At 44.7% G+C, this 21,473-nt stretch carries 19 protein-coding genes; 10 read left to right on the plus strand and 9 right to left on the minus strand.

What is annotated here, in order from left to right; all coding sequences use genetic code 11:
* Window positions 1-98 precede the first annotated feature (98 nt).
* Both pheS and pheT read left to right on the plus strand, forming a co-directional pair.
* Window positions 99-1,082: a phenylalanine--tRNA ligase subunit alpha gene (gene pheS / locus NDJ01_RS12230; protein ID WP_005385470.1), complete on the plus strand. Its 984-nt coding sequence runs from the start codon at window positions 99-101 to the stop codon at window positions 1,080-1,082.
* Window positions 1,083-1,100: 18 nt separating this feature from the next.
* The gene (gene pheT, locus NDJ01_RS12235; protein WP_258586752.1) at window positions 1,101-3,506 is read left to right on the plus strand and encodes a phenylalanine--tRNA ligase subunit beta; all 2,406 of its coding nucleotides are present in this window, start codon (window positions 1,101-1,103) and stop codon (window positions 3,504-3,506) included.
* Between the two features lie 216 nt (window positions 3,507-3,722).
* Here pheT and NDJ01_RS12240 read toward each other — a convergent pair whose 3' ends face one another.
* On the minus strand, window positions 3,723-4,604 hold the full coding sequence (locus NDJ01_RS12240; RefSeq protein ID WP_161442284.1) for an AEC family transporter: 882 nt from the start codon (window positions 4,602-4,604) through the stop codon (window positions 3,723-3,725).
* A 534-nt stretch (window positions 4,605-5,138) separates the two neighbouring features.
* Between NDJ01_RS12240 and ihfA the strand changes: the two genes are divergently transcribed.
* Complete coding sequence (ihfA, locus tag NDJ01_RS12245) at window positions 5,139-5,435, plus strand: integration host factor subunit alpha (protein ID WP_005377899.1); 297 nt, start codon at window positions 5,139-5,141, stop codon at window positions 5,433-5,435.
* A gap of 123 nt (window positions 5,436-5,558) precedes the next feature.
* Here ihfA and NDJ01_RS12250 read toward each other — a convergent pair whose 3' ends face one another.
* Window positions 5,559-6,338: a RelA/SpoT domain-containing protein gene (locus NDJ01_RS12250; RefSeq protein ID WP_085343174.1), complete on the minus strand. Its 780-nt coding sequence runs from the start codon at window positions 6,336-6,338 to the stop codon at window positions 5,559-5,561.
* Between the two features lie 316 nt (window positions 6,339-6,654).
* Here NDJ01_RS12250 and NDJ01_RS12255 point away from each other — a divergent pair, with 316 nt between their 5' ends.
* Entirely contained in the window at window positions 6,655-7,305 is a 651-nt protein-coding gene (locus tag NDJ01_RS12255) for a thiopurine S-methyltransferase (protein WP_258586753.1), read from the plus strand.
* Window positions 7,306-7,376: 71 nt separating this feature from the next.
* Here the strand turns inward: NDJ01_RS12255 and purT are convergent, their stop codons facing one another.
* The 7 genes from purT to NDJ01_RS12290 form a co-directional block, all read right to left on the minus strand.
* Window positions 7,377-8,552, minus strand: coding sequence for a formate-dependent phosphoribosylglycinamide formyltransferase (gene purT / locus NDJ01_RS12260; protein WP_258586754.1), 1,176 nt, complete (start codon window positions 8,550-8,552; stop codon window positions 7,377-7,379).
* A 145-nt stretch (window positions 8,553-8,697) separates the two neighbouring features.
* Window positions 8,698-9,585, minus strand: coding sequence for a cytidine deaminase (gene cdd, locus NDJ01_RS12265; RefSeq protein ID WP_005397788.1), 888 nt, complete (start codon window positions 9,583-9,585; stop codon window positions 8,698-8,700).
* Between the two features lie 443 nt (window positions 9,586-10,028).
* Window positions 10,029-10,706: an LrgB family protein gene (locus NDJ01_RS12270; RefSeq protein WP_005377888.1), complete on the minus strand. Its 678-nt coding sequence runs from the start codon at window positions 10,704-10,706 to the stop codon at window positions 10,029-10,031.
* Between the two features lies 1 nt (window position 10,707).
* Entirely contained in the window at window positions 10,708-11,082 is a 375-nt protein-coding gene (locus tag NDJ01_RS12275) for a CidA/LrgA family protein (RefSeq protein WP_005397786.1), read from the minus strand.
* Window positions 11,083-11,137: 55 nt separating this feature from the next.
* The gene (gene sbcB / locus NDJ01_RS12280) at window positions 11,138-12,559 is read right to left on the minus strand and encodes an exodeoxyribonuclease I (RefSeq protein ID WP_258586755.1); all 1,422 of its coding nucleotides are present in this window, start codon (window positions 12,557-12,559) and stop codon (window positions 11,138-11,140) included.
* 156 nt (window positions 12,560-12,715) lie between these two features.
* Complete coding sequence (locus NDJ01_RS12285) at window positions 12,716-14,089, minus strand: L-cystine transporter (protein ID WP_054867346.1); 1,374 nt, start codon at window positions 14,087-14,089, stop codon at window positions 12,716-12,718.
* 200 nt (window positions 14,090-14,289) lie between these two features.
* Window positions 14,290-14,979, minus strand: coding sequence for an NAD(P)H-binding protein (locus NDJ01_RS12290; protein WP_005397784.1), 690 nt, complete (start codon window positions 14,977-14,979; stop codon window positions 14,290-14,292).
* A 247-nt stretch (window positions 14,980-15,226) separates the two neighbouring features.
* Between NDJ01_RS12290 and cobT the strand changes: the two genes are divergently transcribed.
* From cobT to NDJ01_RS12320, 6 genes are all read left to right on the plus strand, one after another.
* The gene (gene cobT, locus NDJ01_RS12295) at window positions 15,227-16,270 is read left to right on the plus strand and encodes a nicotinate-nucleotide--dimethylbenzimidazole phosphoribosyltransferase (RefSeq protein ID WP_258586756.1); all 1,044 of its coding nucleotides are present in this window, start codon (window positions 15,227-15,229) and stop codon (window positions 16,268-16,270) included.
* Window positions 16,270-17,076 (plus strand): adenosylcobinamide-GDP ribazoletransferase, encoded by an 807-nt coding sequence (locus tag NDJ01_RS12300; protein WP_258586757.1) that lies wholly within the window; start codon window positions 16,270-16,272, stop codon window positions 17,074-17,076. The genes cobT and NDJ01_RS12300 overlap by 1 nt, the downstream gene beginning before the upstream one ends.
* Window positions 17,073-17,606, plus strand: coding sequence for a bifunctional adenosylcobinamide kinase/adenosylcobinamide-phosphate guanylyltransferase (gene cobU, locus NDJ01_RS12305; RefSeq protein ID WP_047008664.1), 534 nt, complete (start codon window positions 17,073-17,075; stop codon window positions 17,604-17,606). Before NDJ01_RS12300 ends, cobU begins: the two co-directional genes overlap by 4 nt.
* Before the next feature lie 10 nt (window positions 17,607-17,616).
* A complete protein-coding gene (gene cobC / locus NDJ01_RS12310; protein WP_258586758.1) occupies window positions 17,617-18,231 on the plus strand; it encodes an alpha-ribazole phosphatase in 615 nt (204 codons plus the stop codon).
* Window positions 18,232-18,359: 128 nt separating this feature from the next.
* Window positions 18,360-20,156, plus strand: a complete 1,797-nt coding sequence (locus tag NDJ01_RS12315) for a M3 family oligoendopeptidase (RefSeq protein WP_258586759.1) — start codon at window positions 18,360-18,362, stop codon at window positions 20,154-20,156.
* 274 nt (window positions 20,157-20,430) lie between these two features.
* Complete coding sequence (locus NDJ01_RS12320; RefSeq protein ID WP_006741645.1) at window positions 20,431-21,459, plus strand: succinylglutamate desuccinylase; 1,029 nt, start codon at window positions 20,431-20,433, stop codon at window positions 21,457-21,459.
* The last annotated feature ends 14 nt before the right edge of the window (window positions 21,460-21,473 follow it).

The raw sequence follows: 21,473 nt of genomic DNA on the forward strand, positions 1-21,473 counted from the left end.
TTCAATTTGGCATTGGTGCCCGGTTTGGCTACTATGTACAGCTATCAAAAAACCAATCACTCCCTTATGGACACTACCAACAGGTAGATGAGGAAACGATGCAACATCTAGAAGAGATCATTGCTAGCGCGAGCACTGCAATTGAAGCTGCCGAATCGCTAGTCGCACTTGATGAAGTGCGTGTTCAGTATCTGGGTAAAAAAGGTGAGCTAACTGCTCAACTTCAAAGCCTAGGTAAACTACCACCAGAAGAACGCCGTGAAGCTGGTCAAGAAATCAACAAAGCGAAAGGCGTAGTTCAGCAAGCTATCGCAGCTCGTAAAGACGCACTACAACGTGCAGAGCTTGAAGCGAAACTAGCAGCAGAAACAATCGACGTAACACTACCAGGTCGTCGTATTGAGAACGGTGGTTTACACCCAGTAACTCGTACTGTAGAGCGTATTGAGAAGTTCTTTGGCGAACTTGGTTTTAACACCGAAGCTGGCCCAGAGATCGAAGATGCATTCCACAACTTTGATGCGCTAAATATTGCCGCTGATCACCCAGCGCGTACTGACCACGATACTTTCTTCTTCAATCCAGATTTGATGCTTCGTACTCATACGTCAGGCGTACAGATCCGTACGATGGAAAATGGTAAACCACCATTCCGTTTCATCGCACCGGGCCGTGTATACCGTAACGACTACGACCAAACGCATACGCCAATGTTCCACCAAGTGGAAGGTATGCTGGTTGATGAGAACGTAAACTTTGCACAGTTGAAAGGCATCCTGCACGATTTCCTATGTAACTTCTTCGAAGAAGAAGTAGAAGTACGTTTCCGTCCATCTTACTTCCCATTCACTGAACCTTCAGCTGAAGTAGACGTGAAAGGCAAAAACGGTAAATGGTTAGAAGTTCTAGGTTGCGGTATGGTTCACCCGAACGTACTACGTAGCGTAGGCATCGATCCTGAAAAATACTCTGGTTTCGCATTCGGTATGGGTGTTGAGCGTCTAACGATGCTTCGTTACGGCGTGAACGATCTACGTGCGTTCTTCGAAAACGATCTTCGTTTCCTAAAACAGTTCAAGTAATCCAGAGGGTTCATCAACATGAAATTCAGCGAATCATGGCTTCGTGAGTGGGTAAACCCAGCGGTTACTACTGACGAACTCACTCATCAAATTACAATGGCCGGCCTAGAGGTAGACGACGTTCTTCCTGTAGCGGGTTCTTTCACTGGCGTTAAAGTGGGTCACGTTGTTGAATGTGGTCAACACCCAGACGCAGACAAACTTCGCGTTACTAAAGTAGATGTAGGCGAAGAAGAGCTTCTAGACATCGTTTGTGGCGCACCTAACTGTCGCCAAGGTCTGAAAGTAGCGGTAGCAACAGTTGGTGCTGTTCTTCCAGGCGATTTCAAAATCAAAAAAGCGAAACTACGTGGCCAGCCATCTCACGGCATGCTTTGTTCGTTCACTGAACTAGGCATTGATGTTGAGTCAGACGGCATCATGGAACTAGCAGAAGACGCAGTAATCGGTACTGATTTCCGTGAATTCCTAGGTCTAGATGACGTAACGGTAGACGTAGATCTAACAGCAAACCGCGCTGACTGTTTCAGCATTCGTGGTCTAGCTCGTGAAGTTGGCGTACTAAACCGTGCTGACGTGACTGAGCCATCAGTAGAAGCAGTTGCCCCTTCAATCGACGATAAAGTGTCTATTGAAGTGAAAGCTCCTGCTGCGTGTCCTCGTTACCTAGGTCGTGTTGTTAAGAACGTAAACGTTCAAGCTGAAACGCCACTATGGATGCAAGAGAAACTGCGTCGTTGTGGTATTCGCTCTATCGACCCTGTTGTAGACATCACTAACTATGTTCTTCTAGAGCAAGGTCAACCAATGCACGCATTCGATCTAGCGAAGATCGAAGGTGGCATCGTAGTTCGTATGGCTGAGCAAGGTGAGAAGCTAACACTTCTTGACGGCAGCGAAGCAGAACTAAATGCAGATACATTAGTTGTAGCTGACCACAACAAAGCACTTGCAATCGCAGGTATCTTTGGTGGTGAAGAGTCTGGTGTAACAACTGAGACTAAAGACGTTCTACTAGAGTGTGCATTCTTTGCACCTGACCATATCCGCGGTCGCGCTCGTAGCTATGGTCTTCACACTGATTCTTCAATGCGTTTCGAGCGTGGTGTGGATTACGCACTACAAGTGAGCGCAATGGAGCGTGCAACTCAGCTTCTTGTTGAAATCTGTGGCGGTGAAGTAGCACCTGTTGTTGCAGTAGAGTCTGAAGCAGACCTACCTAAGCCAAACAAAGTTGCTCTACGTCGTACGAAGCTAGACAACCTACTAGGTCACCACATCGCTGATGCTGACGTAGTAGAAATCCTAGAGCGCCTAGGTTTGACTGTTGAAGCTTCAGAAGAAGGTTGGATGGCAGTAGCGCCAACATGGCGTTTCGATATCGCTATCGAACAAGACTTGATTGAAGAAGTTGGCCGTATCTACGGTTACGACAACATTCCTAACCAACACCCAGCAGCAGCACTTAAGATGCACAACCACGTTGAAGCGGATCTTCCACTGAAACGCGTTCGTGATCTTCTTGTTGACCGTGGTTACCACGAAGCAATCACATACAGCTTCGTTGAGCCTGAGCAACAAAAGCTAGTTGTACCTGGTGTTGAGCCTCTAGTGCTTCCAAACCCAATTTCTGCAGACATGTCAGCAATGCGTCTTGGTCTTATCCAAGGTCTGCTGAACACGGTTGTTCACAACCAGAAACGTCAACAGCCACGCGTTCGTCTATTCGAATACGGCCTACGTTTCATTCCATGTGAATCTGCAGAAAACGGCATGCGCCAAGAGCCTATGCTTGCAGGTGTTATTGCTGGTACTCGTGGTGAAGAGCACTGGGATATCGAAACTAACACCGTTGATTTCTTCGACATTAAGGGCGATCTAGAAGCGATTCTAGAGCTATCTGCGAACGAAAAAGCCTACTCTTTCGCTGCACTGTCACCTGAAAGCAAAAAAGCTAACCCAGCACTTCACCCAGGTCAATCTGCGGCAATCATCGTAGATGGCAAAGAAGTGGGCGTGATCGGTACCGTTCACCCTGAGCTTGAGCGTAAGTTCGGTCTAAACGGTCGTACTATCGTATTCGAAATCGAATGGTCTGCAATCAACAGTAAAGTGATCCCAGAAGCTGTTCAGCTTTCTAAATTCCCATCAAACCGTCGTGACATCGCAGTAGTTGTGGACGAAGCGGTAGCATCTGGTGACATCGTTAATGCTTGTTTAGAGCAAGGTGGCGAGTTCCTTAAAGATGCGAAGCTGTTCGACGTTTACGTAGGTAAAGGCGTTGAAGAAGGTAAGAAGAGCCTAGCAATCGCTCTGACTCTACAATCAGTTGAGCGCACGCTTGAAGATGCAGATATCGCAGGTGCGGTAGACGCTATCGTTGCTCACGTTTCTGAGAAGTTTGGTGCGTCTCTACGTGACTAAGCGTTAGATGAACTATCTCTCTTAAGAAACTAAAAACCCTGTCAAATCGGCAGGGTTTTTTATGTTGAGCATTGTCTTATTGTGATTCACGTACTAGGCCGTTTACGTCACCTCCCACAACCTCAAAAATCTGGACCAAACTTGAGGTAGCGCTTAATCGAGATTTGGCATATATCGTTTTTCCGCCAACAGACGCTAACGCTAGCTTATTGGCGGCTAGGCGGCGAGTGAGAGGGTATAGCTAAGCAGAAGTGGGAGCGTAAGAATACTGAAAAAGTTGCCAAATAGTACCATTGACGCCACTTTCATGGGCTCTATATTCAGCCTTTCCGCAAATAGGTAATTCATGACGGCTGGTGGCAGCATTGTGAAGAGTACCATCATTTGCAATTGCATCGTTGGAAGGGGAATTAACCAATAAATAAGTGCAAATGCAACCGCCCCAGTTGCAAGCGACTGCACGGTACACAATACACCAACCTTTAAACCGTCCACTCTTAAATGACACATTTGCGCCCCCAGGGATAAAAGCATCACGGGTACTGCCGCTTGGCCAAGTAGAGCAGTCGCTTCGTATAAAGGTGCCCATACACCCACATTTGACACGTTGAGAAACAGAGCCAACGACGCAGCTAAAAAGATTGGCATCTTGACTATTTGCTTAAAAGGGTTGCCATGACTAAGTAGCATTACACCTAAACTAATGTGCAAGCATGCTGACACGACAAATAGCAGTACTGCTGAGGATAGCGCAATTTCTCCAAACGTATAGGTAAACAAAGGAATAGCAAGGTTTCCGCTATTGCGAAACATATGTGGTGGTGCCCAGGTTTTAAACGACAGTGACGTCAATCGACATACTGGGATCATGAGTAGTGCGGGAACCAAAACCGCGACAATTGCTGCAAAAAGGAGTGGTCCCTGATTCGAGTCTAACGGCATGTTAACGAGCGAAGAAAACACCAGCGCAGGTGTGAAAACCTCTATGTTAATGCGGTTGATTGGACGAAAGTCAGGCTTGATGTAACGACCTACCAAATAGCCGACGCCGACAAGAGCAAAAACAGGGAAAAGAATATTTATGATTTGATTAATCATGGTCGCCTAGAAGCAGTGTAAGAAGCTAATGAGGAAATACACGAACTTCCACATTATCAATCTTTGTATATGGCGTCATCGTTAAACAGCGAGAAGCGTGGGTTTAATCAAGCTTTCTAAGCACAGTTGCAAAGTACAGGTGGTCATACCTTTTAATCTAATTGTTACGTATCGAGTTACATACAAATCACTGAATTTACGACAAGTTCTATGTCAAGTGTCTGTTAAATAACCAATATCTGATATTTTTATTAAATAGTGTTTAATGTTGATATTTAAACTACTTTTAGTTTTATCAGCTGGATGTTTTTCCTATTAAAGAGAAAACAAAAACAAAAATATCAAAATGTTGGCGTTTAACAATAATTTACATAGTGCTATTCCTTTTGTTCGCCAAGAAAAAAGTTGGCGAAAATCATAAGCTTGTCATACACTTCCTGATGTAACCCCGATATGTTGTTGAATTGGTAGGGTAAAACTGCTCTGGCGCTACACTAACGTAGCATTGTTTAACATAGCTTTGAGGAAAGTTTTATGGCGCTCACAAAAGCCGAACTGGCAGAAAACCTGTTTGATAAATTAGGATTTAGTAAGCGGGACGCCAAGGAAACGGTGGAAGTGTTCTTTGAAGAGATTCGTAAGGCACTGGAAAGTGGCGAACAGGTAAAACTGTCAGGTTTTGGTAACTTTGATCTTCGTGACAAGAATGAACGACCTGGTCGTAACCCGAAAACCGGTGAAGATATTCCAATTACTGCTCGACGTGTAGTGACTTTTCGCCCGGGTCAGAAGTTAAAAGCTCGTGTAGAAAACCTGAAGAAAGTACAGTAAGCCGAATAAATGGATCACGCTAAGGCGTGGTCTTTTTTTTGCGTAAAACTTGTGTCGCATATAAACGAAAACCACCGCAATGCGGTGGTTTTTCTGTTTTTGAGTATATCTTAATGATATGGATTACGCTGCTTCTAGGTGCGTTGTTAAGTATGGTTGCCATGCTTGTTGGTACAAGTTTTTAGACTGTGCACGCATGTTGCGAATAGAAGTGAGTTCTAGTTCGCTTAGTTCGCGTTTCTCCATCATCGCTTGGCGTTCTAGTTTCTGGATTTTTTCGTATAGGTCGTGTTCAGGACCGCTTTTCACATCTGCGATGGCTTTTAAGTGCAGTTGAACTTCGGCAACTAGATTTGTCTTTGGTAAACGAACGAGTAAGTTCAAGTCTCTATAGCCTGAAGGACCAGGTTTTTTGAAGCGATTTTTTACTTTAACAATTGTTGTTTCACGCTCTAAGGTTTCATAAATGGAGACTAAGCTCGCGACGTCTTCAGCAACAATCGTGGCACGGGCTAGGTCAGTAATGCGTTCGACTTTGCCATCTAACTCCAAAGCTATTTTTTCTTCTGCTCGTTGTTTGGACTTTACGCCTGCGAAGTATGGCTGAGCATCATTAAGAAGTGCGGTACTTTTACAGATAGTTTCAAGCTCAAATTGTGCTTGGTGAGCTTTGCTGTAAAGAATGTCGAAGTCAGTGTATGGCTGAGTTGGAGTTGCGTCGATTGACTGAATACCATACAAGCCGCTAAGGCTATGTTTAAAGAGTTTCGAACAAACTTCGTTTTGACTTGTTGAACGATTTTGATCGCCACTCGGCGCTGGGGTAATTGGAAGTGCGGCAAATGCCGGTGCACGGCTAAGTACCAAAAGCATCAATGCTGTAGTACGAAGAAATAAGCTCATTCACTCTCCTTAACTTGCTTGTACTTAGAAAATAGGGAACATAAAGGTCGCTAAGTTCGGCAAATCAGGTACTAACTTATTAATGGGGTCATTACGAAAGATTCCAAGGTTTCAGTTTTGTCTTGAAGTGGAATCGTGCGTTAGATCACCATTTCTCTTTTCTTTATTCTGTTTATCAGATAAAGGCGTGGTTCCTATAAGAACGTTTATATCCTACCACCGCTGTATTAACCAAAGATGAACGGCATAGACAAATTGAAAAAAATCGTTAGTCTTACTTCTCAAAATGAAAATCAGCCGACAAGTAGAAAGTAAAATGAGAGACCAAGAGTTTTGGCATAATAAATGGGCCAGTAATCAAATCGGATTTCACTTGGAAGATGTAAACCCGCTATTACCTGCATATTGGCAACACACAAACCCAAAGCGTGAAGACAAAGTGTTAGTGCCTTTGTGTGGAAAGTCAGAAGACTTGATTTGGTTAGCGATGAAGCATGATTCAGTTGAAGGTGTTGAGCTGAGCCATATCGCTGTTCGTGCCTTTTTTGCTGAACATTTTTATACGCCAACCGTGACGCCTGTTAATGGTATGCACGAGCTTTATCAATTTGATGAGCTCTCTATTTATACTGGGGACTTTTTCACTGCACCAGTATCTCAAGCCGATATCATTTATGATCGCGCCGCGTTGGTTGCTTTACCGAAAGATATGCGAGAGGAGTATGTAGAGCGTCTCAAGCAACTTTTGAATCCAGGTGGTCGTATTTTGCTTGTTACACTCAACTATCCTCAAGAAGAGATGGCGGGGCCTCCATTTAGTGTGCCAGTCGAAGAGATTGAGCAGTTATTTTCAGGTTACAAAGTTACCTGTTTGAACGTAGATGAAGCTGATGAAAACCATCCTAAAATTGCGAAAAAAGGCTTAAGTCGCTTCTCTGAAGAAGTGTACTTAATCGAGAGTAAATAGTTTTTTCGGCTTGTAAAACGAAACAGCGCAGCAATTAGAGCTGCGCTGTTTTTTGTAGGAGCGGAGCTCGTTTAATATGTGATATTCACTTTTGATGCACTTTCAACAGCATCTTGAACGGCTTCTTCGGTGGTTTTTCGTCGCGTAAGGACAACACCTAAACGACGGCGACCATCGATTTCTGGCTTGCCGAATAGACGAACTTGCGTTTGAGGTTGAGCTAAGGCTTTGGTTAGGTTGTCAAAGCGAATGCTTGTGGAAGTCCCTTGACCAAGAATAACGGCCGACGCAGATGGACCATATTGTACGATATTATTAATCGGCATTCCGGTAAATGCACGTACGTGGAGAGCAAACTCTGACATTTCCTGAGAAATCATAGTGACCATGCCTGTATCGTGTGGGCGAGGAGAGACCTCATTGAAAATGACCTTATCGCCTTTAACAAATAACTCAACACCAAAGATGCCGTAGCCACCGAGTGCGTTGACTACTTTCTCTGCCGTGTATTCTGCTGCTTTTACTGCGTTTTCTGACATGGCTTGTGGTTGCCATGATTCGCGGTAGTCGCCATCTTCCTGACGATGGCCAATTGGAGCACAGAAGTGAACACCGTCAACGGCTCTGACGGTCAATAAAGTGATTTCGTAATCGAAGTCGATAAAACCTTCCACGATCACGCGACCTGCCCCCGTACGTCCGCCTTCCTGTGCGTAATCCCATGCTTTTGCTACGTCGTCTTCGGTCTTGATGACACTTTGCCCTTTACCTGAAGAACTCATAACTGGCTTTACTACGCACGGGATGCCTACATGCTCAACCGCGGCTTTGAAGTCTTCAAAAGTATCTGCAAAACGATAAGGTGATGTCGTCAGTTCTAGTTCTTCTGCAGCCAAACGTCGGATACCTTCACGATTCATTGTTAGCTTGGTTGCCTTAGCGGTTGGAACAACATTCAGCCCTTTTTCTTCAAGCTCTACCAGTTTGTCGGTTGCGATAGCTTCGATTTCAGGTACGACGTAAGTAGGTTGTTCCTTTGTAATAACTTCTTCTAAGGCGCTTCCATCTAACATATCGATGACGTAACTACGGTGAGCAACTTGCATCGCTGGAGCATTAGCATAGCGATCACAAGCAATCACTTCTAAACCAAGTCTCTGACATTCAATTGCGACTTCTTTACCGAGTTCGCCAGAGCCTAAAAGTAATACACGGGTAGCATTTGCGCTGGTTGCAGTGCCAAACATAGTGTTCCCTTACAAAATAGAGTGGTGAGACAGAAATTGCAGGAGATCATACTGAAGTTTCATGACAAAGCAAACGTTTGCTTTTGGTTTTTAGGCAATAAAAAAGCTCTACATGCCGTAGAGCTTTTTATACTGAAATTGTCGCTTATACGTTGACAAAACTAAGTGGAATATCTGGATTCAACGCTTCTAACGTTGATTGCGTATCAGCCAAATGACTGATCTTGCCTTCTGAGTTTTCTACCAGAGCAGCGGCTTTGATATTGTCAAAAGTTTCACCCGCAAGTAGTACTTGGATCAGCGCAACTTGTAATGGCGGCAAGCTAGGGTTAAACGCCGCATTTTCCGCATAAGCACCTTGGAATACACGGCCGCTAGCCATTTCTAATGCTAAGCCACTCAGGTTGTTGGTATATGGTGAGTGGCTCATGTTCATCGCTTCAACAGCGCTTTGAATTAGAGTGTCTTCATCATCGCATGAGAACTGATGCTTTACTTCTGCCATTAAGCCGGATTCGATACCGAGATCGTTTGGTCCAAAGGCTTCAGGTAGGTATTCATGCAGCGACTTTTCTTCGCGTTCTGGAAGCTGGATTTTAAGCTCGTTTGCGGTAGATAACTCGTTCATGAACTGACGGCAGTGACCACATGGGCTGAAGTTAATAGTGATATCTTTAATACCACGTTCACCTTTCATCCAAGCATGGCTAATTGCAGACTGCTCAGCGTGAACTGTTTGACCTAACTGAACACCAAAGAATTCCATGTTGGCTCCGAAGTAAAGGCGACCTGAGAGACCACGAACGATAGCACCGACATAAAATTCAGAAAGAGGAGCATAGGAATATGCTGCGGCAAAAGGAAGTAGAGCAACACGAAGCTCTTTATCTGATAGACCGGTAGCTGAAAGCAACTGCTCAAACTGTTGAACTGAAAGCGTAGCATCAAAATCATCAGCTTGGATGATAGGAGCAAGTTGTTTGGAAAGTGCTTCTGGAGCGCCTGCTAGCGCCTGTTCAATGCGACTTTTCATGTTGAATCCTTGTTATTGCATGGACAGTTATTCTATGTGAAGGATAGAAATGTTCCGTGCGTTAGATCACGATAAATAATGCAATTGATAATTCTGTTACATAATTAGAGTGAGCTCACACATGTATTCGATTGCACTGACGTGAAGCGTTATCTCCGTCTCACAATTAACCATATCCGTATATATTCATATGACCAAGACGCTGGGATATGTTAATTACGATGCCTACATGTCCACACAACGTTATTCCTAGATATCTAAGCAACGTTGAGTCAGTAATATTGCACTGAATGTTGAAGTTATTAGTGTGTATCTCGTCAGAGTACCTTAACGATCTTACTAGAACGGGTTGTTAGATGAGGTAATACAGAATTTTGGAAGGGATAAGGAAGAAACGGGAGGGCCACGGCCTGCCGGAAGGAGGGCAGACCGAGAGCGCTTAACTATTGATATAGCCAGACAGCCAAAGCAAAAAAGCTTGGAGCCAAAATAGAAGTGATGATGCCGCATAAAACCAATGCGAGTGATGAGAACGCGGCATCAATGGGCTGTTTCTCTGCACATGTCGCGGTGCCTAAGGCATGAGACACGGTACCCATTGTTAGGCCACGTGCAATCGGGTGTTTAATTCCAATTAAGTTGTAAATTGGGTATGCCAAAATCGCGCCCAATAAACCAACAATCAGAACCAAGATCGCCGCAACGGCAGCTTCACCACCGAGGTGACTCGAAATTTCCATTGCTATTGGCGTAGTGACGGATTTACCCACTAGACTTGCGATTAAACTGATATCCGCTTTGAAAGCGACTGCGATCAAGGTGGTTGTCATCATCGACATCACACTGCCTACTGTGCAAGCAAAAGTGATGATTCGCCAGTTTGCTTTAATCTGTGGTAGTTGTTCATATAACGGGTAAGCCAGAGCAACTACGGCTGGTTGAAGTAAAAAACTGATCCCTTCGTTATCCGCATAATACGTTTCAAACGGTACATTTAAGTAAGTAAGCAAAGGAATGAGCACTGCAATACTGATTAGCAAAGGATTTGCTAGAGGATTATTCACTTTGATTGCGATTTGGCGCGCGACAAGAAAAACCGCAATGGTAACAACTAACCACATATCAGTGCTTCTCCTTTAGCAAGTAGTCCAGCAACCAAGCGAGGCTGACCAGTACAATGAGTGAGCCTCCAACTGCGCTAGCAATGATAGGGAGGGCATTAGCGAGTAGCATATCGAAATGTTGCATTAATCCCACGCTAATAGGAACGAACAACAAAATCATGTAGCGGATAAATAGCGTGGCGCCCGGTTTGACCCAATCGACCTTTACAAGCCCAAGAGTCATGGAGAAAAAGAGTACGAGCATACCGATGACACTTCCTGGGACGGAAACGCCAGTGAACTTTTGAATGGTAATTCCGATGCCAAGTGCCCCCATGATGAGGAAGATTGAAATGAGCAGTTGGATCAGTTGTAAGAATCGTTCTTTAATCATTTTGACAGTATATAAACAACAAGCACACCATAAGGTGCGCTTGTATTAGGAGGAGTTAAGAAGCTAAGCTCTCTACATAACGGTACACGGATTTTAATATCGCAATCTTCTTTTCGTCACTTTCATGTTCGTGAACTAAGTTTTCTAAATTCAGCATGTACTCTTCAATTTGGCTTTCAAACACTTCACGACAGTGTAATGCCCAGCGTCTCTGTTCTTGCTCGTCTAATGTGCCTGGGAAGTTACGCGCACGATAGCGGAACAATAGAGGTTTAATGCGCTTGTCATCAAATTCAATGTCCAATGCGGCAAGATTGTTCGGGTCGGTTTCTCGAATGATATCCATGGCTGCGCGATCGGCCGGAGAGAAGAATCCGTCGTAAAGTTGCGTATCGACGTCATCACTTTTATCGAATTTACGCTCGACTGAAAAGAGGCTAATCAGCTTTTCTCTAATTTCAGGATGTTGGCGCAACAAAGCGAGATTAGCGAGACATTGCTGGCGATCAATGCCAATAGACTCTGCATTTTCAGCCGTTAACGTTTTTGCAGGGGCGAGAATAGGGCATTTGTTCAAATGAACTAGTTTAACTGGCACTGGTAGCAATTCACCAAGATCTTCTCGCTTAGTGTAGAGTCTTTCGTGTAGCTCTTCTGCGGATAGCTCAAGAATAGGTTGAGGGTCTTTCGCTAAATCGATAGTGATAACAGCGTTGTTATTGGTTGGATGCCAAGCAACAGGCACAATCCAGCTAGTGTACTGGCATTCGCGCCCTAGCATGCCTGAAACGTGCATCAACGGCGTCATGTTGACGATGTCGACTAATTCATTGAGCTTGCGCTTTTGGCGCATAGAAAAGAAGTAGTCAAACAATTTTGGTTGCGCTGCTTTGACTTTCTTCGCCATTTCGATAGTCGCAATCACGTCTGCCATCGCATCGTGCGCGTTACTATGTTCTATGCCGTTAGCAACAGACAAGTGCTCTAATTTAAAACTAGTGAAGCCATCTTCGTTTTCTGGCCATTCTACGCCTTCTGGGCGAAGGGCGTGGCATGCGCGTAGCACATCGAGTAAATCCCAGCGCGAGTTACCGTTTTGCCAACTCCATGCGTATGGATCGATAAAGTTGCGATAACAAGTATAACGGGTCACTTCGTCATCAAAGCGAATGCTGTTGTAGCCTAAACTGGTGGTATTTGGTTTCGCGAGTTCAGCGTGAATCTTAGCGATAAACTCAGGCTCAGAAAGGCCTTCTTGAACCGTTTTTTGCGGAGTAATACCAGTAATAAGCGCAGCTTCAGGAGACGGAAGATAATCAGCCGGTGGTTGACAGTACATGACTAAAGGCTCGCCGATGATATTAAAGTTTTCATCTGTACGAATACCAGCGAACTGGCTTGGGCGATCTTTCGCGGGGTTTGTTCCCCATGTCTCATAATCAAAGAAGAAAAAAGTGGGCTGATTATCTTGGTGCATTCTGCTTACCGTTTACAAAACCGATAACAGTATTAGACCATTCAACGCCTTGACTAGCAACGAAAGATGCAAGTTGAATTTTTGAAAATGAAAAAGCCGATGGCGAACCATCGGCTTGATATTTTACGTTTTATTGCTTGGGAAGTAGTTTGAGCTTTACGCTCGTGTTTCTTCCAATGCTGTTTCGCTTTCTGGTGACTTCAGCACTCGGCTAGCAATCGTACCCGCAGTCATTGATCCTGAAACGTTCAGTGCGGTACGTGCCATATCGATCAATGGTTCAATAGAGATAAGCAGCGCCGCGATGGTGACAGGCAAGCCCATTGCAGGAAGAACAATCAATGCTGCAAACGTTGCACCGCCACCTACACCAGCAATACCAAATGAGCTGATGGTGATAATCGCAATCAATGACAGGATAAAGTGCAGATCCAGTGGGTTGATGCCCATTGTCGGAGCTACCATCACTGCCAGCATTGCAGGATAGATACCTGCACATCCGTTTTGGCCGATAGTGGCACCAAACGATGCTGATAGGTTTGCAATCGCTGGTGGAACGTTCAGCTTCGTGATTTGCGCTTCTACGTTTAGTGGGATCGTTGCTGCTGAGCTACGAGATGTAAACGCGAAGGTCAGTACAGGCCAGATTTTCTTAAAGTATTCCGCAGGGCTAACGCCGACAAAAGAGACTAATACGCCGTGAACAACAAACATCAGAGCGATAGCAACATAAGACGCCACAATAAAGCCAAGTAGGTTTAGGATGTCGCCTGCGCTTGATGTCGCTACCACTTTTGCCATCAGTGCTGCGATGCCGTATGGCGTTAACGCCATGATCATCTTCACTAATCGCATAACGATTGATTGAGCTGCTTCTACGAAAGTACGAATCGGTGATTCTAACTCTGCTTTTTCCATCATCACCTTACGAGCGGCGATACCGGTTAATACACCGAAGATAACGACAGCGATAATTGAGGTCGAGCGAGCACCTGTTAGATCAGCAAATGGGTTGGTTGGAATGAAGCTAACTAGCATTTGAGGAATAGTCAGGTCACTTACTGTACCAGCACGGCTTTCTAAAACGGCGATACGAGCGGTTTCACGAGCACCTTCAGTTAACCCTTCTGCTGACAGGCCAAATGTTGTTGTCACCAAGATACCGATAAGTGCAGCAATTGCAGTCGTTACTAGAAGAACAGAGATGGTCAGGCCAGAAATTTTACCTAATGATCCACCTTTCTCCAATTTAACAACTGCAGAGATCATCGATACCAATACTAGTGGCATGATGACCATTTTCAGTAGACCAACGTAGCCACTGCCTACAATGCCTACCCATTCAAGTGTTTGAGCAATTGCGCTGTTGCCTTCACCGTGAATGAGTTGCAAAGCAAGACCAAAAAGAGAACCAGTAACAAGACCGATTAAAACGAGACGAGAAAGTGTGTGTTTCTTTTGTTGTTGGTTAAATAGAAAGAACAATATGCCAACAAAGACGGCTAGAGAGGCTATCACTGCAAAATTCATAATCTGACCTTATCAACCTGCCGAAATGGCGGTTGTTTTTTATACGGGGTTTTATACGGATTTGTTTATGGGGCGTAAGATAACGCTCGCGATATAACTTTAAAAATGACAAACGGGTATTAGCTAGATCTAAAATGAATATAAAAACGAGATCTAAGTCGCGTGAGAGTGTGAATTAGCACGTTAAATGTACAAAATGGTTATTCGTAGTGATGCAGTAAGTCACGCATTTCTTGCCTTTGTAAGTAAACCACCGAGTCTTCTTGATAACTGAAAAGTTGATAAATCATCGCTTTGGCGACATCTTCCGCTCGAATAGGTAAAAAGTTGGACAGTTTGCCAAGCATGAATGGGCGAATTACCTTAAACAGAGTTTGCACTAACTTCTCGTCCGTTCTTGGGCTTTGACGTTGACCAACAAGCGGGCCTGGGCGAACAAACACGATTTCCTCAAAACCCATAGCTTCGATTCTTTGTTCCATTTGTCCTTTACAGGCTAAGTAATGGGATGGTGATTTACTATTTGCACCAAGGCTAGAAACAACCGCAAGGCGTTTGACTCCGATCGTTTTCATCTGTTGGGCGACTTTACACACCAGATCAACATCTACTCTACGTAAATTATCCTTACTGCCTGCTTGCTTAAGAGTTGTGCCTAAACAAATAAAGCCGATGGTCGGTGTTGGTTGGTTATCATCCCATTGGTGGATAGAGAGGTCGGCATCAATGAGAGGAACAAGCTTATTGTCCGCATCTAGGACGCCATCGAGTGGGCGGCGAGAAAGATAATATAAGGTACCAACACCTGATTGATTTATGAGGTTTGTAATGACTTTTGAACCGACTAAGCCAGTTGCCCCAGCGATGATGGCGCAGGTGTTGTTATCCATGTCCTTTCTCCTATATGGGAATATAGCCTAAGCTATTGTAGCGGATTTCAAGGAGTTACATATAATCGAATGCTCGAAAGGTGAGACGCTCTGCGAACTCAGTAGACTTTCCTAACAGAAATCTGATTAGCGCTGCCCCAAGCGGATGCAAGGGTATACAATAGTGGACGCTCAAAACTGGGGCTGAGCAAGATTTCTTAATCAATGGAACACCTCTCACCCAGACAACATCAAAGGAACGTAAAAAATGGATGACTCTTTTGCAGTGGAGATACAAGCGCGCATAGATAACAAAACCAAACCCGTCGGTTCTTTAGGCTTATTGGAAAAGGTGGCACTACAGCTAGCTCTTATTCAAAGTCAAGATAAACCTCAGCCAGTTGATTCCATCGCTATCTGTAAACCGAGCATGCTGGTATTTGCTGGAGATCACGGCGTTGCAGAGGAGGGCGTAAGCATTGCGCCAAGCGAAGTCACTCAGCAAATGGTGGCTAACTTTCTCGCCGGCGGCGCTGCCATCAACTGCTTTTGCGACATCAATGGTATTCAACTTAAAGTAATAGATTGCGGCATGTTGGCACCTATTGATGTGCTGGTTCCAGAATTTAAGTCTCATCCAAACTTGGTTGAACAACGGTTGGGTAACGGTACGGCTAATTTTTCTAAACAATCAGCGATGTCCCTAGAACAAGTGGCGCTAGGTTTAGAGTATGGTGCGAAGATTGCTGAGCAAACCATTTTGTCTGGCTCAAATCTATTGATGTTCGGTGAGATGGGCATTGGTAACACCAGTTCGGCTTCCGCACTGTTATCGGCGCTGAGTTCATTAGATATTGATTATTGTGTTGGCGTTGGCACCGGAATCAATCAACAGCAGTTGAGCCGTAAATATAAACTAGTGGCACAGGGCGTGAACCGATGTCGAACTCTGGATACCAAAGCGATTCTCGCACAGGTTGGAGGGTTTGAAATCGTACAAATGGTGGGCGCTTTTTTAGAAGCCAAGCGGCTTAAAACCCCAGTTTTAGTGGATGGATTTATCGTATCGGTTGCTGCGTATATAGCAACGTTGCTAGACGAAGAAGCACGCGAATACATGTTGTTTGCCCACCGCTCCGAAGAAAATGGACATAAGTTTGTATTAGAGTACCTAAAAGCAGAACCTCTACTCGATCTTGGTTTACGATTAGGGGAGGGAACCGGAGCCGCTCTTGCCTTACCCTTGTTAAAAGCTGCTGCCCAGTTTTACAACAAGATGGCGAGCTTTGAGAGTGCAGGAGTTACAGTATAGTGTCAGTCCCTGATAATTCTGAGAACGTCACGCCGTCATCGTTAAGATACCAGTGGGAGTTGTTTCTATTAGCTATCAGTTTTTTTAGTCGCTTACCCGTACCCCAAGCGTTGCCATACAGTGAAGAACGCATGAATCAGGCCGGACGTTATTTCGCGTTAGTTGGTCTCGTACTTGGAGCGCTTTGTGCTCTGGTATTTTTGCTCACCTCAATTCTTTTCCCAGAATCGGTAGCCATAGTATTAACAATGGTGTTTAGCTTATTGTTAACAGGGGCATTTCACGAAGACGGCTTGACTGATATGGCGGATGGCATTGGCGGTGGCATGACTGTCGAGCGACGCCTCTCTATTATGAAGGACAGCCGCATTGGCACTTATGGTGCAGCCACTCTCATTATGGCGTTATTGGCTAAGTATGTTTTTTGGAGTGAACTGGCTAACTTGCCGCAGTTTTGGTTGGTCATTGTCGTCGCTTATACCGCAAGCCGAGCACTAGCCGCGACGCTTATTTATGACATGCCTTATGTCAGTGACAGTGATACGTCGAAAAGTAAACCGCTGGCAAATAGCCAGTCTTCTTTAGAAGTCTCCATTTTGTTGTTTACTGGTGGCATAACATTGCTTGTGCTTGGTATCACGCAGGCGATCTTTATATCGCTTGTTCTCGTGGTATTTCGTTTGATGTTCAAACGTTGGTTAACCAAGCGAATTGGCGGCTTTACGGGGGATTGTCTTGGCGCAGCGCAGCAGCTATCGGAACTGCTTGTTTATCTCACTATGATTGGGTTTTATCACATCTCATGAAGCAATTGATACTCGGTGGCGCGCGCTCTGGGAAGTCGCATTTGGCGGAAAAAACAGCCAAGCAATTATCGACCACTTCTCAACACTCATTACATTATGTTGCAACCGCGCAGCCATTTGACCAAGAAATGCGAGAGCGAATAGCGCATCATCAAAAGCAACGAGGGGGCGAGTGGCAAGAGCATGAATGCCCCCTTCATTTATCTGAGTTACTGACAAATTTCGCTAACACCGATGTTGTACTGGTCGATTGTTTAACCTTGTGGCTCAATAATTGGATATTTGAGTTAGGTGATGAATGTTCCAATGAGAAGCTAGAAGCAGAAATTGAAAAGCTTATACAGGTGGTACGTGGCTCAGATGCGACGTTAATATTCGTCTCTAACGAGGTTGGAATGGGTATTGTGCCTTTGGGGGCGGTTAGTCGTTACTTTGTGGATAATGCAGGACGGATGAATCAAAAACTAGCCAGTGTTTGCCATCGTGTTACCTTTGTTGCTGCTGGTTTGCCGTTGGTTCTTAAAGAGTAGGATGGAAGAAATGAAAACACTCAATATCTATCTTGTGCGTCATGGAAAAGTAGACGCTCCACCAGGACTCCATGGCCAAACAGATGTAAAAGTTACGCCTGCTGACCAAGAAAGCATTGCTCGGGCTTGGATCGAGAGTGGACGAGGTGTGGGTGGAGTGATTTGTTCTCCTCTTTCACGTTGTCAAGAACTGGCAAATATAATTGCTGAACAGCAATTATTACCAGTAATGACGGATGAATCTTTACAAGAGATGGCATTTGGTGATTTTGATGGTATGCCTTTTGATATGCTCACTGAGCAGTGGAAAAAGCTAGATGCTTTTTGGCAATCGCCAGCACAACATACGTTGCCGAACGCTGAGAGCTTAAGCACATTTTCTGAGCGCATATGTCGCGTTTGGTCTCAAATCATCAACGATATCAATGACAATCTACTTATCGTCACGCATGGTGGCGTCATTCGTATGATTCTTGCTCATGTATTGGAGTTAGATTGGCGTAACCCCAAGTGGTACTCGACGTTGTCGATAGGGAATGCGTCTGTCACGCATATAACAATTACCATCGATGAGCAAATTTACGCCTCGGTCCGTTCGATTGGCGTGCCTCTTTTAAATCGTTAATTTATAAATATTAAAATGCCCAGAGCGATATTGCTTAAGGGCATAGTCACGGAAGATGTCAGTGGAAGCCCATCTGCTAGGTGCAGGAAGCGAAAATTGACTCAGTTACATAAAAAGGAAATATAGAAATGACAACGCCGAGTTGGGATTTGTCCATCGTTTATAACGACCTTTCTGACCCACGAATTCAAGACGATATTGCTCTTGTTGAACAATGTATTGATCTTTTGAATAAACAATCAGCAGATTGTGGCAACGTAGAGATCATGCAAAATGCGGTTTTGACCAATGAAGCCGCGAGTCGTTTAGCGGGCACAGTTGCAAATTTTGCGAGTTGTTATGCTTCTGTTGATGCAACAAACGCCGAAGCGAAATCGTTACTTGGTAAAATGACCCGCATCTTTTCGGAGCTTTCCCAAGCGTTCAGTCCCTTTGATTTGACGCTAACGCATGCCGACGAAGAGTTTATCTTGCGCGTGTTAGACCATGAGAATCCAGATATCAGTGGGCAAGCTTTTTCTATCTTGAATTCTAGAAAGTTGGCGGATACTCGTCTTAGCAACGCAGAAGAACAGTTACTGGCTGCGATGAGTGTGGATGGTAAATCGGCTTGGGGTAACCTATACGATAACCTGACTGGCTCATTGAAAGTGAAGCTTGAGTATGCAGATGGTAAGAGTGAAGAGCTTGGGTTTTCTCAAGCGGCAAGCATCCTTTATGGGGCTGAATTTGAGCGTCAAGAAGCCGCGTGGCGAGGCGTACAAGATGCAATGCAAACGCACCAAGAATCATTCGCTGCGATTTTAAATGCGTTAGCAGGATGGCGCTTAACTGAAAACAAAAAGCGTTCTACGAAGCGTGAAGTTCACTTCCTAGAGCCGAGTTTGCATGGTAACCGAATCCAAGCTGAAACTTTAAATGCGATGATGACAGTAGCCAAAGATAGTCGAGCTATTGGTCAGAAAGCAGGTTTATTGATGGCGCAAGTACATGGTCTGGATGAGATGAAACCTTGGAATCATCTGGCGGCTATGCCTGCTTTGAGCGGTGAAGCGAAGGTCTACGACTTTGATGAAGCGATTGATGTTATTTGTGAAGCATTTGAAACAGTAAACCCTGAGATGTCGGAGTTTGTCCGTTTGATGGTACAAAACGGATGGATTGATGCCGCGCCAAATGCCAGCAAGCGCCTTGGTGCATACTGCACCAAACTACCAGCAACGCGAACACCACTTGTGTTTATGACTTGGAGTGGTAGCCGCTCAGACCTGATGACTCTGGCACATGAACTTGGCCATGCGTTCCATAACTGGGTTATTCGTGATTTGCCACTTTGCCAAACTTACTATCCAATGACGTTAGCAGAAACCGCCTCTATTTTTGCAGAAAACATCGTTCGTGATCATTTGATTTCGAAAGCGGAGAGCGTCGATGAAAAGCTAGAGATGTTGTGGGAAGAGTTGTCATCTGCGCTCGCTTTAATGATCAACATTCCGGTCCGCTATGAGTTTGAGAAATCGTTCTATGAACGCCGCCAGGATGGAGAGTTTACCGCAGATGAATTCTGTGAGTTGATGTCTGAAACTTGGAAAGAATGGTATGGCGACGTAATGAGCGAGCCGGATCCGTACTTCTGGGCAAGCAAGCTGCATTTTTCTATCGATAGTGTGAGTTTTTATAACTACCCATACCTGTTTGGTTTCTTATTCAGCAAGGGTATTTATGCACAGCGAGAAACCAGAGGCGAAGCGTTTTACACCGATTACATCAATTTGCTGCGCGATACCGGCTGCATGATGGCGGAAGATGTTGTCGAAAAGCATCTATCGATGGATTTAACTCAACCAACGTTTTGGCAGCAGAGTGTTGAGCTAGTGCGTGAAAAAGTCGATGAGTTTGAGCGTTTGCTCGCACAGCGCGGCTAAGTTTTTCGCATTGTTGATGCATAATCTGCTTTATAGCTACAAAAATTTGATCAAATCATAATGATCTTAATCAGGGCTGTGGTAAAGTTCACAGCCCTAACACTTTGTAATTGTTTAAAAATTAAACGCCTCAATGCTTGATTTGAGTGCCTGGCGCGAAAAGGTATCGGATTTTCGAGGGAAATAGTGATTTCTACTCATAAGTGAGATCGCAGCAACAAAAATCCTTTGTACAATTTATTAACATACCCGCCGTGCTATTAAGGAGTAACGCATGACGAAGTCTCTCTTTCGCCAATCGTTTTTAACTGACACGTTAGATGTTCATATCGATGTTGCACCAGCGGAGCAGGTGCTTTCTAACGGTGTAAAACTTAAACTCTATCAGCGTGGTGTATTAGAAGTGATCCCTGAGAACTATACTCAGGATACGAAGAACGTCATCATCTCTTGTGGGGTTCACGGAGATGAAACGGCACCGATGGAGCTGGTGGATTCCATTATTCAAGACATAGAATCTGGGTTCCAGACGGTCGATACCCGTTGTCTATTCATTATCGCTCATCCAGAATCCACTCTGGCGCACACGCGATTCCTTGAAGAAAACCTCAACCGTCTGTTTGACGAAAAAGAACACAAGCAGACAAAAGAGCTTGTCATCGCTGATACGCTAAAGTTGCTCGTTCGCGATTTCTATCAGGATACCGACCCGACAACACGCTGGCATCTTGATTTACACTGCGCGATTAGAGGTTCGAAGCACTATACGTTTGCAGTAAGTCCTAAGACTCGTCATCCTGTGCGAAGCAAGGCATTAATCGATTTCTTGGACAGTGCACACATTGAAGCTGTGCTCTTGTCAAACTCACCATCGAGCACGTTTAGCTGGTACAGTGCCGAGAACTTTGGTGCGCAGGCTCTGACAATGGAGCTTGGACGTGTGGCTCGTATTGGTGAAAATGACCTCGACAAATTGACTGCGTTTGATTTGTCTTTACGTAATTTGATTGCGGAAACGAAGCCAGAACACCTACCAAAACCATGCATTAAATATCGCGTAAGTCGCACAATCGTTCGCCTGAACGAAGATTTTGACTTTATGTTCGACGACAATGTTGAAAACTTCACTTCATTTGTTCACGGCGAAGTGTTTGGTCATGATGGCGACAAACCATTAATGGCTAAGAATGAAAACGAAGCGATTGTCTTCCCGAACCGCCACGTCGCAATAGGTCAACGTGCAGCTCTGATGGTTTGTGAAGTGAAAACCCGTTTTGAAGAGGGTGAGTTGGTTTACGATTAATCCAACATTGCTTT

It is taken from the genome of Vibrio sp. HS-50-1 (assembly GCF_024747315.1).
Lineage (GTDB): Bacteria > Pseudomonadota > Gammaproteobacteria > Enterobacterales > Vibrionaceae > Vibrio > Vibrio diabolicus.

What these genes read in the sequence shown, in the direction of transcription:
- pheS (WP_005385470.1), top strand. Translation starts at nt 99, where the DNA reads ATGCAACATCTAGAAGAGATCATTGCTAGCGCGAGCACTGCAATTGAA.
- pheT (WP_258586752.1), top strand. Translation starts at nt 1,101, where the DNA reads ATGAAATTCAGCGAATCATGGCTTCGTGAGTGGGTAAACCCAGCGGTT.
- NDJ01_RS12240 (WP_161442284.1), bottom strand. Translation starts at nt 4,604, where the DNA reads ATGATTAATCAAATCATAAATATTCTTTTCCCTGTTTTTGCTCTTGTC.
- ihfA (WP_005377899.1), top strand. Translation starts at nt 5,139, where the DNA reads ATGGCGCTCACAAAAGCCGAACTGGCAGAAAACCTGTTTGATAAATTA.
- NDJ01_RS12250 (WP_085343174.1), bottom strand. Translation starts at nt 6,338, where the DNA reads ATGAGCTTATTTCTTCGTACTACAGCATTGATGCTTTTGGTACTTAGC.
- NDJ01_RS12255 (WP_258586753.1), top strand. Translation starts at nt 6,655, where the DNA reads ATGAGAGACCAAGAGTTTTGGCATAATAAATGGGCCAGTAATCAAATC.
- purT (WP_258586754.1), bottom strand. Translation starts at nt 8,552, where the DNA reads ATGTTTGGCACTGCAACCAGCGCAAATGCTACCCGTGTATTACTTTTA.
- cdd (WP_005397788.1), bottom strand. Translation starts at nt 9,585, where the DNA reads ATGAAAAGTCGCATTGAACAGGCGCTAGCAGGCGCTCCAGAAGCACTT.
- NDJ01_RS12270 (WP_005377888.1), bottom strand. Translation starts at nt 10,706, where the DNA reads ATGTGGTTAGTTGTTACCATTGCGGTTTTTCTTGTCGCGCGCCAAATC.
- NDJ01_RS12275 (WP_005397786.1), bottom strand. Translation starts at nt 11,082, where the DNA reads ATGATTAAAGAACGATTCTTACAACTGATCCAACTGCTCATTTCAATC.
- sbcB (WP_258586755.1), bottom strand. Translation starts at nt 12,559, where the DNA reads ATGCACCAAGATAATCAGCCCACTTTTTTCTTCTTTGATTATGAGACA.
- NDJ01_RS12285 (WP_054867346.1), bottom strand. Translation starts at nt 14,089, where the DNA reads ATGAATTTTGCAGTGATAGCCTCTCTAGCCGTCTTTGTTGGCATATTG.
- NDJ01_RS12290 (WP_005397784.1), bottom strand. Translation starts at nt 14,979, where the DNA reads ATGGATAACAACACCTGCGCCATCATCGCTGGGGCAACTGGCTTAGTC.
- cobT (WP_258586756.1), top strand. Translation starts at nt 15,227, where the DNA reads ATGGATGACTCTTTTGCAGTGGAGATACAAGCGCGCATAGATAACAAA.
- cobU (WP_047008664.1), top strand. Translation starts at nt 17,073, where the DNA reads ATGAAGCAATTGATACTCGGTGGCGCGCGCTCTGGGAAGTCGCATTTG.
- cobC (WP_258586758.1), top strand. Translation starts at nt 17,617, where the DNA reads ATGAAAACACTCAATATCTATCTTGTGCGTCATGGAAAAGTAGACGCT.
- NDJ01_RS12315 (WP_258586759.1), top strand. Translation starts at nt 18,360, where the DNA reads ATGACAACGCCGAGTTGGGATTTGTCCATCGTTTATAACGACCTTTCT.
- NDJ01_RS12320 (WP_006741645.1), top strand. Translation starts at nt 20,431, where the DNA reads ATGACGAAGTCTCTCTTTCGCCAATCGTTTTTAACTGACACGTTAGAT.